This window comes from Pseudomonas flavescens, assembly GCF_013408425.1.
Classification (GTDB): domain Bacteria; phylum Pseudomonadota; class Gammaproteobacteria; order Pseudomonadales; family Pseudomonadaceae; genus Aquipseudomonas; species Aquipseudomonas fulva_A.
In genome coordinates this window covers 5,264,176-5,278,423 of record NZ_JACBYV010000001.1, presented here as the reverse complement: position 1 = coordinate 5,278,423, position 14,248 = coordinate 5,264,176, and the positions used below count along the sequence as shown (strand labels likewise).

The window sequence follows — 14,248 nt, the reverse complement described above, 5'->3', positions numbered from 1 at the left end:
ATTACCTCGGACCAGTTTATTCGCCGGACGGGCCGGCGAAGTAGGCCTTTTCACGCTGGATTCGCGCCTTGGACAGCGGGGCCAACAACTTTTTCAACAGGGCACTGATCGGCACCACGGTCAGAATCAGGCAGATCAGGAAAACGATGTAGACCACCAGCCCGGCACCCCGCCGCCTGCTCTGCTGCGGGCCGAGGGCGGCAAGCAGTCGGCTCCACAGCGTGAAACTGCGATTGCCGACCTTCTCGCTGGCGATCAGCTTTTCATCCACCTTGACGGCACCGAGACCGCCCAGCATCGGCTGCTCGATCGGCTGCTGGTCAGCGAGCAGGCGCCGTGCCATGGCATCACCGAAACGGCTGGCGGCGGCCATCTCATTCTCGTCGATACCGGCGCGCGGCACCCAGCTGTAGGGTTTCTGCCGGCCGGTGAACATCCACAGCGGCGTGGCCAGAAAACTCGCTGCCGTGCCGCAGGCGTCGGTCAGCACGGCGTTGTCGACCAGCTTCGCGCCCAGCGCCTGCAGACGGGCCTTGACCTTTTCCTGGGCCATCAACCACATGTTGCGACAACCGATCAGGGTCATCACCGGCGTATCCTTGAGCAGCCGAGCGGCCTCAGGCGACGCGAGGAAACTGGTGAAGGGCAACGAGGGTGACAGGAACCACACCTGGTAGGCGAGAATGATCAGGTCGTAGCGTTTGTCGGGATCGACCGTCAGCGGCAACAAAGGCTGCGGCTTCATCAACACGGTTTCCGGGAATATCCGGAAAAAACCAAGGAAGGGCCACGGGAAGGGAAACGGCTTGGCCGGTTGCAGCGCCAGGAAATCCACCTGAATGCCTTCACTCACCTGCAACGGCGCACAGACCGATTGCACCAGGCGGTTCAATTGGCCAGTCTGTGAGAAGTGAACGACTAGAACCTGACGCATTTAAAGCGAATCCCTGCAAAATGGGCGGATTATGCCACAGAGAATTCTTCAAATCGTAACCAAACGCTGCACGGTCTGCGCAGTGGTTCTCCTGTTCGTCTGTTCGTCGGCGCAGGCGGGAGATCTGCTGATACGCGTGGAGGGCAACGGGAGTGCCGCCAGCCTGTATCTGGCACTAGTGGCTGCCGAGCAGAAAGACTGGGAGCCGATGCTGCGCGAGCTGCAGGGTGAAGGCGAGCAACTGATCGTCAAAGACGTACCGCCCGGGCAATACGCCCTGCAACTGTTTCAGGACAGCAACGGCAACGGGCGTCTCGACCTCAGCCCGCGAGGCATCCCTCTCGAGCCTGTGGGTTTTTCCGGCAATCCGTCACTCCTGAAGGGCAAGCCCACCCCAGGAGGCGCCAGATTCGAGCATGGCGAAGACGACACCCTGGTCGATGTACGCCTGCGCCAACCGCGCGGTGGGCGCCAGGCGCAGTGATGCCGATCAGCGGTGATAGTCGGCAGACAGCTCATGCACCGCTTCGAGGAAGGCCCCTGCATGAACAGGGTCGACTTCCGGGGTAATCCCATGCCCCAGGTTGAAGACGTGACCGCTGCCGGTGCCATAGCTGGCGAGAATGCGCGCGACCTCGGCGCGAATTGCCGCCGGTTTGGCATACAGCACGGTAGGGTCCATATTGCCCTGCAAGGCCACTTGAGAACCGACTCGGCGGCGCGCCTCGCCAATGTCGCAGCTCCAGTCCAGCCCCAGCGCATCGGCGCCAGTGGCTGCCATCGATTCCAGCCACAGCCCGCCATTCTTGGTGAACAGGATCACCGGGATCCTGCGCCCGTCATGCTCACGGATCAGACCGTCGACGATCTTTTGCATGTAAGCCAGGGAGAACGTCTGGTAGGCCGCTGACGACAGGTTGCCACCCCAGGTGTCGAAGATCTGCACCGCCTGGGCACCGGCGAGGATCTGCCCATTGAGGTAGGCGGTGACCGATTGCGCCAGCTTGTCGAGCAGCGCGTGCATGGCCTCGGGCTGGTCGTAAAGCATCGCCTTGATCTTGCGGAAGTCCTTCGACGAGCCGCCCTCGACCATGTAGGTCGCCAGCGTCCACGGGCTGCCGGAAAAGCCGATCAGCGGAACACGGCCGCCTAGCGCCGACTTGATGGTGCGCACTGCATCCATCACATAGCCCAGATCCTTCTGCGGATCAGGGATCGGCAGCGCGTCGACATCGGCAGCGCTGCTGATGACCTTCTTGAAGCGCGGCCCTTCACCCGTCTCGAAGTACAGCCCCTGGCCCATGGCGTGGGGGATGGTGAGGATGTCGGAGAAGAGGATGGCTGCATCGAGCTGTGGGTAACGATCAAGCGGCTGCAGGGTGACTTCGCAGGCGAACTCGGGGTTCATCATGAGGCTCATGAAATCCCCGGCCTTGGCCCGGCTGGCCCGGTACTCCGGCAGATAGCGGCCCGCCTGACGCATCATCCACACCGGGGTGACATCGACGGGTTGCTTGAGCAGAGCACGCAGGAAACGGTCGTTCTTCAGGGCAGTCATGGCACAGGATTCCAGGGACGGCAGACCCGCCATTGTCGCAAAGCGCGACCTAAAAGACACGGCGCAGGTGCTCAGCTGCGGCTTTTGGCCACGCCAAACCTGCTCTTTATATTCCTTGATGAGGTACTGAAAAGAAAACGTTATACCCAAAACGAAGATTACGCGTGCTCGCTAGTTCCGTCCGGTTCTATATTGAGGGCCATCCACATCAGGTTCGATTTCGGAGCTCAGCATGGCCCGTTCTTTCCGCTTCCCCAGCCGTCGCGCCTTTACACTGGGCCTCCTGGCGGCTGCCAGCGCTGTCTTGCTGCCTTGGCAAGCAGCCCACGCCGAGAGCGCCAAGACGCTGCGAATCGGTTACCAGAAGTTCAACAGCGTGAATATTCTCAAGGGAAGCGGCGCACTGGAGAAGGCGCTCGAAACCCGGGGCGTCAAGGTCAGCTGGCACGAGTTCGCCGCCGGCCCGCAATTGCTGGAAGCGCTGAGTACCGGCGCCATCGATCTGGGGCACGCTGCCGATGCGCCCTCGGTATTCGCCCAGGCTGCCGGTAAACCGGTGGTCTATCTGGCAGCAGAGCAACCCTACCCCAAAGGCATCGGCATTCTGGTGCACAATGAGGGCGGCATACAGAACATTGCCGACCTCAAGGGCAAGCGAGTAGCCACCGGCCGAGGCTGGAATGCCCAGTACCTGCTGGCCCTGGCTCTGCAGGAGGCCGGCCTGAGCTATACCGATATCACGGCGGCATACGTCAACAACGCCGCGGACGCCATCGCCGCGCTGCAATCGGGTTCCGTGCAAGCCGTCACGCTGTGGGATCCATTCCTCGCTGCAGCCGAAAAGAAGCTGCCGGTGCGCAACCTGCGCGATGGCCAGGGGCTGACCAACAACCGCACCTTCTACCTGTCCACAGCCGAATTCACCGACCACAACGGCGATCTGGTGAAGACGTTCTTCCAGCAATTGGCGCACGTCAGTGACTGGGCCAACAAGAATCCTCAGCAGGTCGCCGACCTGCTCGCACCGCAATTGGGAATAGCACCGGACGTACTGCTTCTCGCCACCCAGCGCCGCAACTATGCCGCCGAGGCGATCACTCCCGAGATCGTCGCGGAGCAGCAAAAACTGGCAGATACCTTCCTCGGCCTCGGGCTGATCCCCAATCCCCTGCGCGTCGACGAGGCGGTCTACCCGCAGTCCCTGTTGCCCTGAAAGGAGCATGCGCCTGGCCGAGCCGACTAGCCTCCCGCCCAACCGGGTGGGGCGGCCACTTGCCATTGCCCTGTCCGTGTACCCTACAACGGTGGAGCCGTCATGACCTCCCGCACACCGATCCGCTTCAACGCCTTCAGCATGAATGCCGCCAGCCACCAGTCACCCGGCCTGTGGCGCCATCCACTCAATCGCAGCCAGCACCACAACCGTCTGCCTTATTGGCTTGAACTGGCGCATCTGCTCGAGCGGGGGCTGTTCGATGCGCTGTTCATCGCCGATGTACTGGGTGTCTACGATGTCTATCAGGGCAGCCCGGATGCAGCGGTGCGCGGGGGCGTGCAGGTACCGGTCAACGATCCGCTGCTGATCGTGCCTGCCATGGCCGCCGTGACCCGGCACCTGGGTTTCGGCGTGACGTTCTCACTGACCTACGAGCATCCCTATCCCTTCGCCCGGCGCATGTCGACCCTGGATCACCTTACCGATGGCCGGGTTGGCTGGAACATCGTCACCGGCTATCTGGACAGCGCGGCACGCAACCTGGGCCTTGGCAGGCAACTGGGCCATGACCAGCGCTATGAGCTGGCCGAGGAATACCTGCAGGTGCTCTACAAACTCTGGGAGCGCAGTTGGCAAGATGATGCGGTCAACCGCAGCGGGGCCGGAACCTCCTACATCGACCCAAGCAAGGTGCACCCGATCGGCCATCATGGCGAGCACTACCAGGTGCCCGGCATCCACCTTTGCGAACCGTCCCCGCAACGCACACCGGTGCTGTTCCAGGCGGGCGCCTCGCCCCGGGGCCAGGCCTTCGCGGCTCGCCATGCCGAGTGCGTATTCATCAGCGGCCCCACCCAGACCGTCCTGAAGGGCCTGGTAGCGGGCTTGCGCCAAGCCCTGCGGGACGCAGGCAGGCAGCCGGAGGAGCAATTGATCTACGCCCAGGCGCTGATCATCGTCGCGCCGAGCCGCGCCGCTGCCGAGGCGAAGCTGGCCGACTATCGTCGCTACGTGGACGTCGAGGCCGCGCTGGCGCTTCTATCCGGCTGGACAGGCATCGACCTGTCGAACCTGCGCGGCGACCAGGTCATCGAGTACCTGGAAAACGATGCCGGGCGCACAGCCCTGGCGTCCTTCACGCGCAGCGATCCGAACCGCCAATGGACAGTGGCCGAAGCCGCCGAGTTCGTCTGCCTGGGTGGTCGCGGGCCTGTTCTGCTCGGCTCCCCCGGCGAAGTGGCCGATCAGCTGGAGGAATGGCTGGACGCCACCGGCATCGACGGTTTCAACCTGACCTATGCCGTCGCCCATGAAGACCTCAGCGCGGTGGTCGATCTGCTGGTCCCAGAGCTGCAGCGCCGTGGCCGCTACCGCCAGGCCTACGAGGGCGGCAGCCTCAGGCAGCAACTGTTCGGCCAAGGCGACCGCCTAGCCCCTCGCCACGCCGCCCATCGGGCAGCTATCTAGCCGCCTGAAGTCGACGGCAGCCCTCGGCGTCGGCGGTACGCATGGCGGCAAGCACGCTCTGCGCATCTACCGCAAAGGGCTCGTTGTGGATACTTTCACCCGCGGCGCAGGCAAGCTCGGCGGCGCGCAGCAGATCGACATCGCTGACATCGGGCAGACCGATCTCGGCGAGCGTGACCGGCAAGCCGACGGCGAGACAGAAACCATAGACCTCATCGATCAGTCTCGGCTCGCTGTCACGCAGCATCAGCATGCTCAGCACGCCGAAGGTGACCTTCTCGCCATGCCAGTAGGCATGGGTACCCTCGAGGACCGTGAAGCCATTGTGAATCGCGTGAGCTGCGGCGAGGCCGCCACTTTCGAAGCCCAGACCGGAAAGCAGTGTGTTGGCCTCGATGACATGTTCCAGAGCAGGCGTCACCACCTGCTGGCGGCAGGCCTGCAATGCCAGAGGGCCGTACTCCAGCAACGTGTCGTAGCAGAACCGGGCCAGTGCATGAGCCGTACGCGGGCCCTGCCGACCGGTCATGTTCGCGGCGCCGCTGATGCGGCAATCCTCGGCCTCGAACCAGGTGGCCAGAGCGTCCCCCATACCGGAAACCAGAAAGCGCGCCGGTGCCTGGGCGATCACCTGGCTGTCGACCAGCACCAGATCGGGGTTGCGCGGCAGCACCAGATACCGTTTGAAGGCCCCCTCGGCGGTGTAGATCACCGACAGTGCGCTGCAGGGGGCGTCGCTGGAGGCCAGGGTGGGCACCACAGCAACGGGCAGGCGCAGTTCGTAGGCAAGCGCCTTGGCGGTATCCAGTGCCTTGCCGCCGCCCATGCCGAGAATCACCTCGGGCCCGGCCTGCCGAGCCAATGCCACCAGACGGGCGATTTCTTCGTCGCAGCACTCACCGGCAAAACGCACCCGCTGACAATCGAGATGGCCGGCACAGGTGTTTTCCAGCAGATCGCCCAGGTGATCGTCAGCGAAGGGATCGAGCAGCGCCAGTGCCTTGTTGCCGAAGCGCGACAACTCGAAGCCGAGTTGCTCGAGCGCGCCGCGGCCCTGCACGTAACGGGATGGGAAGATGGCAGTGGTCAGCATGGGAACCTCCTGAGAAAACGATGGAGGTACTGTAAAGGCACGATCAACGCGGCGTATTGCCCCAGGTCAGCCAGGAACCGGTTACATCCGCTGTGCGCCGGCACTGCTACGTCGAAAACAGGCTCTAGAGGGCCTAAAACGACGAGGCCGGCGTACGGCCGGCCTCGTCAGCAAGGGTGAGACTCAGACACCGAGGTAGTCGAGAATCCCTTCAGCCGCATTGCGGCCTTCGTAGATGGCGGTCACCACCAGGTCGGAACCCCGCACCATGTCACCACCGGCGAACACCTTCGGGTTGCTGGTCTGGTGTTTGAAGGTCGCCTTCTCCGGCGCGACGACACGGCCCTGGGTATCGATACGGATATCGAAATCATCGAACCAGGGCGCCGGGCTCGGTCGGAAACCGAAGGCGATCAGCACGGCTTCTGCCGGGATGATCTCCTCGGAGCCCGGGATTGGCTCGGGGCTGCGACGGCCACGGGCATCGGGCTCGCCGAGACGGGTCTCGACCACCTTTACGCCTTCGACCTTGTCCTCGCCGACGATGGCGATGGGCTGGCGGTTGAAGAGGAACTTCACGCCCTCTTCCTTGGCATTCTTCACTTCCTTGCGCGAGCCCGGCATGTTCGCTTCGTCACGGCGATAGGCGCAGGTCACGGCCTTGGCGCCCTGGCGAATCGAGGTGCGGTTGCAGTCCATCGCAGTGTCGCCGCCGCCGAGGACCACGACGCGCTTGCCCTTCATGTCGACGAAGTCTTCCGGCGCCTTCTCGAAACCGAGGTTGCGATTGACGTTGGCGATCAGGAAGTCCAGCGCGTCGTGCACGCCCGGCAGGTCCTCGCCCGGGAAGCCGCCCTTCATGTAGGTGTAGGTGCCCATGCCCATGAACACGGCATCGTACTCATCCAGCAACTGCTGCATGGTGATGTCCTTGCCGATCTCGGTGTTCAAACGGAATTCGATACCCATGCCGGTGAAGACTTCGCGGCGATTGCTCAGTACGCTCTTTTCCAGCTTGAACTCGGGAATGCCGAAGGTCAGCAGGCCGCCGATTTCCGGGTTCTTGTCGAACACCACCGGCGTCACGCCATTGCGCACCAGAATGTCCGCACAGCCCAGGCCGGCCGGACCGGCACCGATCACCGCGACACGTTTGCCGGTCGGTTTGACCTTGGACATGTCCGGGCGCCAGCCCATGGCGAAAGCGGTATCGGTGATGTACTTCTCCACCGAGCCGATGGTCACCGCACCGAAGCCGTCGTTGAGGGTGCAGGCACCTTCGCACAGACGATCCTGCGGGCACACGCGGCCGCAGACTTCCGGCAGGGTGTTGGTCTGGTGGCTGAGTTCGGCGGCAGCCAGAATGTTGCCTTCGGAGACCAGCTTCAACCAGTTGGGGATGAAGTTGTGCACCGGGCACTTCCACTCGCAATACGGGTTGCCGCAACCCAGGCAGCGGTGTGCCTGATCACCGGCCTGAGCCGGCTTGAAGGTGTCGTAGATTTCGACGAATTCTTTCTTGCGCTGACGCAGCAGCTTCTTCTTCGGGTCTTTGCGCCCGACTTCGATGAACTGGAAGTCGTTATTCAGACGTTCAGCCATGTCATAAACCTCTTAGCAGCAGCGCCGAGCGACACGCTCGAAGCTGCAAGACAATCACGTTGAGCGGCGAGCCCCGCTGTCAGGGCTCGCCGCTTGAAGCTGCTTATTGCGGGTTGGCGCGGATGCTGGAGAGCAGCGACTTGAGGTTCGCAGCCTTGGGTTTCACCAGCCAGAACTTGCGCAGGTAGTCGTCCAGGTTTTCCAGCAGATTGCGCCCCCACTCGCTCGACGTCTCTTCGACGTACTCGGCCAACACCCGCTCCAGGTGGCTGCGATAAGCCTCCATGGACTCGTTGTTGATCCGTTGAATCTCTACCAGCTCGTGGTTGACCCGGTCGTAGAAGCTGTTGTCCAGGTCCAGCACGTAGGCGAAACCACCGGTCATGCCTGAGCCGAAGTTGTAGCCGGTCTTGCCCAGCACGCAGACGAAACCACCGGTCATGTACTCGCAGCAATGGTCACCCACGCCTTCCACCACGGAATGGGCGCCGGAGTTGCGCACCGCGAAACGCTCACCTGCGGTACCCGCTGCGAACAGCTTGCCACCGGTGGCGCCGTACAGGCAGGTGTTGCCGATGATCGCGCTGTCCTGGGTTTTGAACGGGCTGCCTTTCGGCGGCACGATCACCAGCTTGCCAGCGGTCATGCCCTTGCCGACGTAATCGTTGGCGTCGCCTTCGAGGTAAAGGTTCAGGCCACCGGCGTTCCACACACCGAAGCTCTGCCCGGCCGTGCCCTTGAAACGGAAGGTGATCGGCGCCTTGACCATGCCCTGATTGCCATGCACCCGGGCGATTTCGCCGGAGACGCGGGCACCGATGGAGCGGTCGCAGTTGCAGATGTCCAGTTGGTAGTCGCCGCCACTGGCGCTGTCGATCGCCGACTTGGCCATGGACAGCATCTCTTCGGCCAGCAGCCCCTGGTCGAACGGCGGGTTGCGATCGACTTCGCAGAACTGCGGTTTGTCGGCGGGAATGTGATCGCTACCCAGCAGCGGCGTCAGATCCAGGTGGTTCTGCTTGGCGGTTTCGCCCGGCAGAATCTCCAGCAGATCGGTACGACCGATCAGCTCGCCCAGGCTGCGCACGCCCAGCTTGGCCAGCCACTCGCGGGTTTCCTCGGCGACGAAGGTGAAGAAATTCACCACCATGTCGACGGTGCCGATGAAGTGATCCTTGCGCAGCTTGTCGTTCTGGGTCGCCACGCCTGTGGCGCAGTTGTTCAGGTGACAGATACGCAGGTACTTGCAGCCCAGAGCGACCATTGGCGCGGTACCGAAGCCGAAGCTCTCGGCACCGAGGATGGCAGCCTTGATCACGTCGAGGCCGGTTTTCAGCCCGCCGTCGGTCTGCACCCGTACCTTGCCGCGCAGGTCGTTGCCGCGCAGGGTCTGGTGAGTTTCCGCCAGGCCCAGCTCCCACGGCGCGCCAGCATACTTGATCGACGTCAGCGGCGAAGCGCCGGTGCCGCCGTCATAACCGGAAATGGTGATCAGGTCGGCGTAAGCCTTGGCGACACCGGCGGCGATGGTGCCGACGCCCGCTTCGGATACCAGCTTGACCGATACCAGGGCACTGGGGTTGACCTGCTTGAGGTCATAGATCAGCTGCGCCAGGTCTTCGATCGAATAGATATCGTGGTGCGGCGGCGGCGAAATCAGGGTGACGCCCGGTACCGCGTAACGCAGCTTGGCGATCAGCCCGTTGACCTTGCCACCCGGCAGCTGACCACCTTCGCCAGGCTTGGCACCCTGAGCCACCTTGATCTGCAGCACTTCGGCATTGACCAGGTATTCCGGGGTGACCCCGAAACGGCCGGTGGCGATCTGCTTGATCTTGGAGCTCTTGATGGTGCCGTAACGCGCCGGGTCTTCACCGCCTTCGCCGGAGTTGGAACGTGCGCCCAGGCGGTTCATCGCCTCGGCCAGGGCTTCGTGAGCCTCTGGCGACAGCGCCCCCAGGGAGATACCGGCTGCGTCGAAGCGCTTGAAGATCGACTCCAGCGGTTCGACGTCATCCAGCGCCAGCGGCGTATCGGCCAGCCTGACCTGCAACAGGTCACGCAGCATCGACACCGGGCGGGTATCAACCAGTTTGGTGTATTCCTTGAAGGTCTCGTAACTGCCCTGCTTCACCGCTGCTTGCAGGGTGTTGACCACATCGGGGTTGTAGGCGTGGTACTCGCCGCCGTAGACGAACTTCAACAGGCCACCCTGCTGGATCGCCTTGCGGTTGTTCCAGGCTTCGCCCGCCAGCGCCTTCTGCTCGGCTTCCAGATCGACGAAACGCGCGCCCTTGAGGCGGCTCGGTACGCCACGGAAGCACAGACCGGTGACCTCGTCGGCCAGACCGACCGCCTCGAACAGCTGAGCACCGCGGTAGGAACCGACGGTGGAGATGCCCATCTTCGAGAGGATCTTCAGCAAGCCCTTGGAAATGCCCTTGCGGTAGTACTTGAAGACTTCGTACAGATCACCCAGCACCTCACCGGTACGGATCAGATCACCCAGCACTTCGTAGGCCAGGAACGGGTACACCGCCGAAGCGCCGAAACCGATCAGCACCGCATAGTGGTGCGGGTCACGGGCGGTGGCGGTTTCGACCAGGATGTTGCAATCGCAACGCAGGCCGGTCTCGGTCAGGCGATGGTGCACCGCACCGGTGACCAACGCGGCATGGGCCGGCAACTTGCCCGGCGCGATGTGACGGTCGGTCAGAACCAACAGTACCTTGCCGGAGCGCACGGCTTCTTCGGCCTGGTCGGCCATGTTGCGCACGGCCGCTTCCAGGCCGATCGACTCGTCGTAGTTGAGGTCGATGATCTGCCGCTCGAATCCCGGGCGCTGCAGATTCATCAGGGTGCGCCACTTGGCCGGGGAGATCACCGGCGAGCTGAGGATCACCCGCGACGCATGTTCCGGGGACTCCTCGAAGATGTTGCGCTCGGCACCGAGGCAGATCTCCAGCGACATGACGATGGCTTCACGCAGCGGGTCGATCGGCGGGTTGGTGACCTGCGCGAACTGCTGGCGGAAATAGTCGTACGGTGAACGCACGCGCTGACTCAACACCGCCATCGGCGTGTCATCGCCCATCGAGCCAACCGCTTCCTGGCCCTGCTCGGCGAGCGGACGCAGCACCTGGTCACGCTCCTCGAAGGTGACCTGGAACATCTTCATGTACTGCTTGAGCTGATCCGCTTCGTAGAAGGCCGAACCATGGTCGTTGTCTTCCATGGTCGCCTGGATACGCAGCGCGCTCTTGCGCAGCCACTGCTTGTAGGGGTGGCGGGACTTGAGGCGATTGTCGATGTCGTCGGTGGTCAGCACCTGACCGGTTTCGGTATCGACGGCAAGGATCTGGCCCGGGCCGACACGGCCTTTGGCGACCACGTCTTCGGGCTGGTAATTCCACACGCCGATTTCCGAGGCCAGGGTGATGTAGCCATTGGTGGTGGTCACCCAACGCGCCGGACGCAGGCCGTTGCGGTCGAGCAGGCACACGGCGTGACGACCATCGGTCAGCACTACGCCAGCGGGGCCATCCCAGGGCTCCATGTGCATGGAATTGTATTCGTAGAACGCCCGCAGGTCGGCGTCCATGGTTTCGACGTTCTGCCAGGCTGGCGGAATGATCATGCGCACGCCGCGGAACAGGTCGATGCCGCCGGTGACCATCAGTTCGAGCATGTTGTCCATGCTCGAGGAGTCGGAGCCCACGCGGTTGACCAGCGGGCCGAGCTCTTCGAGGGCAGGAATCTGGCCGTTCTCGAATTTGGTACGGCGTGCCTGCGCCCAGTTGCGGTTACCGGTGATGGTGTTGATCTCGCCATTGTGGGCGAGGAAACGGAACGGCTGAGCCAGCGGCCACTTCGGCAGGGTGTTGGTGGAAAAGCGCTGGTGGAACACGCAGATCGCAGTCTGCAGGCGCTCGTCACCCAGGTCCGGGTAGAACTGCTGCAGGTCGGCCGGCATCATCAGGCCTTTGTAGATGATGGTCTTGTGCGAAAAGCTGCAGATGTAGTGCTCGCTGTCCGCGGCGTTGGCAACCGAGGAGCGGCGACGGGCACAGAACAGTTTGATGGCGAAGTCCTGATCGCTCAGGCCATCGGCACTGATGAACACCTGTTCGATCTGCGGCAGGCGCTCCAGAGCCAGGCGGCCAAGCACGCTGGTATCGATCGGCACCTTGCGCCAGCCGACCAGAGTCAAACCGGCAGCCTGGATTTCGCGATTCATGTTGTCGCGGGCAGCACTGGCCTTGGTCTCGTCCTGATTGAGGAAGACCATGCCTACGGCATATTGCTTGGGCAGTTCGACGCCGAAGGTGTCCTTGGCGACGGCGCGCAGGAACAGATCGGGCTTTTGAATCAGCAAACCACAGCCATCACCCGTCTTGCCGTCGGCGTTGATGCCGCCACGGTGGGTCATGCAGGTCAGTGCTTCTATCGCGGTCTGCAACAGGTGATGGCTGGCCTCACCCTGCATGTGTGCGATCAGGCCGAAGCCGCAGTTATCCTTGAACTCATCAGGATGGTACAGACCTGCTTTCATAGGGAACTCTCACCAGACTGCCTTACTCGGCATTTTTCTTTCTAATTCAACCAATTACTCTGCGCGCAGGTCGATGCGCCCGGCTTTGCGCAGGCAAACGGAGGTCATTGTACATAGCGAGAGAAGCGTCACAAAGAACAATGTGACGAAAAACAGGAATAAAATGTCGCAAAAATGAAAGAGCCCGTTGCAGCGGTTACGCTGCAACGGGCACGCTTCTGTCAGGGCGCCATTTCCTGAGTGACACTGGCGAAGGTTTTCGGCCACGGCTTGCCGGCCTGAACCTTGGCGGGCAGCGTCTTCACGGCAGCCTGGGCGGCGTCGCGGCTGGCAAAACTACCATAAGTGATGACGAAAAGCGGCTTACCCTGGTGCATCTTCTTGAAGTAGCGGTATTGCGCGCCGTTCTGACTCACGAATGAACGCGCACTGGCTTCCGTGCTGGTACCGAGAATCTGCAGGGTGTAATGGCTCTTGGTCTGCGCCGCATACCAGCCACTGCCCTGTGCGGCACCGGCTGTCGCGGGCGCTTGGGCGGCAGGAGCAGGCTTTGTTGCCGGGGCAGGAGCCGGCTTCGGTTGTTCAGCCGGCTTCGGCTGCTGCGCGACCGGTGGCGCTGCCCGAGGAGCCGGGGCGGGAGCGGGCGTGGCCGGCGGCTCAGTTGCCGGCGCCGACTGGGACGCTACCGGCGGCACGGTCACCGGCGTGCTTGTCACGGGCTCTGGCAACTCCACATTTGCCTCACCGTCCGTCTCGCCTGCAGCCTGCGCAAGCGGCTGACGGATCACCGGCTGGGATTGACCAACCAGAGGCAAGGGCAGGGGCTGATTGCTGCCGGCGAATTCGATGGCAGGCCGACCATCAGCGCCCTGCTCGGCACCAGGCTGAGCCGCTTGAGTTTCGGGTTGCTGCTGCGGCTGCTGCGCAGCATCGACAGGCAGTTGCGCCTGGGTTGCCGGAGCATCCGTGGAACCCGAGCGACCCTGCATCAGCAGGGCCGCGACCACACCGATGGCAACCACACCCAGTGCCAACAGATGCTTCCTGGGCAGGTTGAAGGAGAAACCACCCGTCTTCGCCGCGCCACGGCGTGATGCCATGGCATCGACCAGAACATCGCGGGCAACACGATTGATCTCACCCGGCCAGCCACCAGAGCGGTCATGGATCAGTTCGACCTGCTCGTCGGAGAACAACTCGATCCCCTGAGCGGCCCCCTCGAGGCGCAGAGCCAGATACTCGCGCGTCTCATCCTCGGCGTAGGGCTGCAGCTCGATGACGTGAAAAACCTCTTCGGCGCCAGCCAGCGCTTCGAGGCGCGAGATGAGATCGGTATCGGCGAACAGGAAGACGTGGGGACGCCCTTCCGGGCTGCCCTGAGCCAGGACCAGCAAGGCCTCCAGCGCCGCTTCGCTGAGCTCTTCGGCATCATCGATCAGCAGATAGACTTCCTGCCCGGTCAGCGAAAGCTGACCGACCTGAGCCAGCAACGAGGCCCGATCGGTCTGCTGAGTGTTGAGACCTTGCGCGATATGCCGCATCAGCGTCGCAGGGTCGGCAGCGCCCTGAGCGGATACCACGACATTGTGAACGGCCTGCTTGTTGGTGCTGGCGACCAGCGCCTGGCGCAGCAAGGTCTTGCCACTACCCTCCGGCCCCGTCACCACCAGCAGCAGTTGGCTGTAGCGGGCCAGGTGATGCAATTGCCCAAGCACCGGCTTGCGCTGTGCGGGGAAGAACTTGAAGCCCGGCACCCGCGCCGCGAATGGATCATGGGTGAACTGGTAGTGATCGAGAAACGCTTCGTCGGCGTGCAAACTGGTCAT

At 62.9% G+C, this 14,248-nt stretch carries 9 protein-coding genes; 3 read left to right on the top strand and 6 right to left on the bottom strand.

Going from position 1 to position 14,248, the window contains the following annotated elements:
* Window positions 1-16 precede the first annotated feature (16 nt).
* Complete coding sequence (locus FHR27_RS23565) at window positions 17-934, bottom strand: dialkylrecorsinol condensing enzyme (RefSeq protein ID WP_179539703.1); 918 nt, start codon at window positions 932-934, stop codon at window positions 17-19.
* Window positions 935-1,016: 82 nt separating this feature from the next.
* Between FHR27_RS23565 and FHR27_RS23560 the strand changes: the two genes are divergently transcribed.
* A complete protein-coding gene (locus tag FHR27_RS23560; protein ID WP_264650096.1) occupies window positions 1,017-1,418 on the top strand; it encodes a DUF2141 domain-containing protein in 402 nt (133 codons plus the stop codon).
* Between the two features lie 6 nt (window positions 1,419-1,424).
* Here the strand turns inward: FHR27_RS23560 and hemE are convergent, their stop codons facing one another.
* On the bottom strand, window positions 1,425-2,492 hold the full coding sequence (hemE, locus tag FHR27_RS23555; protein WP_179539701.1) for a uroporphyrinogen decarboxylase: 1,068 nt from the start codon (window positions 2,490-2,492) through the stop codon (window positions 1,425-1,427).
* Between the two features lie 232 nt (window positions 2,493-2,724).
* Between hemE and FHR27_RS23550 the strand changes: the two genes are divergently transcribed.
* Together FHR27_RS23550 and FHR27_RS23545 are read left to right on the top strand one after the other, a co-directional pair.
* Window positions 2,725-3,705: an aliphatic sulfonate ABC transporter substrate-binding protein gene (locus FHR27_RS23550; RefSeq protein WP_179539700.1), complete on the top strand. Its 981-nt coding sequence runs from the start codon at window positions 2,725-2,727 to the stop codon at window positions 3,703-3,705.
* 102 nt (window positions 3,706-3,807) lie between these two features.
* Window positions 3,808-5,175 (top strand): LLM class flavin-dependent oxidoreductase, encoded by a 1,368-nt coding sequence (locus FHR27_RS23545; protein ID WP_179539699.1) that lies wholly within the window; start codon window positions 3,808-3,810, stop codon window positions 5,173-5,175.
* Here the strand turns inward: FHR27_RS23545 and FHR27_RS23540 are convergent.
* The 4 genes from FHR27_RS23540 to FHR27_RS23525 form a co-directional block, all read right to left on the bottom strand.
* Window positions 5,168-6,268, bottom strand: coding sequence for a glycerol dehydrogenase (locus tag FHR27_RS23540; protein ID WP_179539698.1), 1,101 nt, complete (start codon window positions 6,266-6,268; stop codon window positions 5,168-5,170). The genes FHR27_RS23545 and FHR27_RS23540 overlap by 8 nt on opposite strands.
* Window positions 6,269-6,451: 183 nt before the next feature.
* A complete protein-coding gene (locus FHR27_RS23535; RefSeq protein WP_042552251.1) occupies window positions 6,452-7,870 on the bottom strand; it encodes an FAD-dependent oxidoreductase in 1,419 nt (472 codons plus the stop codon).
* A 103-nt stretch (window positions 7,871-7,973) separates the two neighbouring features.
* The gene (gltB, locus tag FHR27_RS23530; RefSeq protein ID WP_042552250.1) at window positions 7,974-12,422 is read right to left on the bottom strand and encodes a glutamate synthase large subunit; all 4,449 of its coding nucleotides are present in this window, start codon (window positions 12,420-12,422) and stop codon (window positions 7,974-7,976) included.
* A 221-nt stretch (window positions 12,423-12,643) separates the two neighbouring features.
* Window positions 12,644-14,248, bottom strand: coding sequence for an SPOR domain-containing protein (locus FHR27_RS23525; protein WP_179539697.1), 1,605 nt, complete (start codon window positions 14,246-14,248; stop codon window positions 12,644-12,646).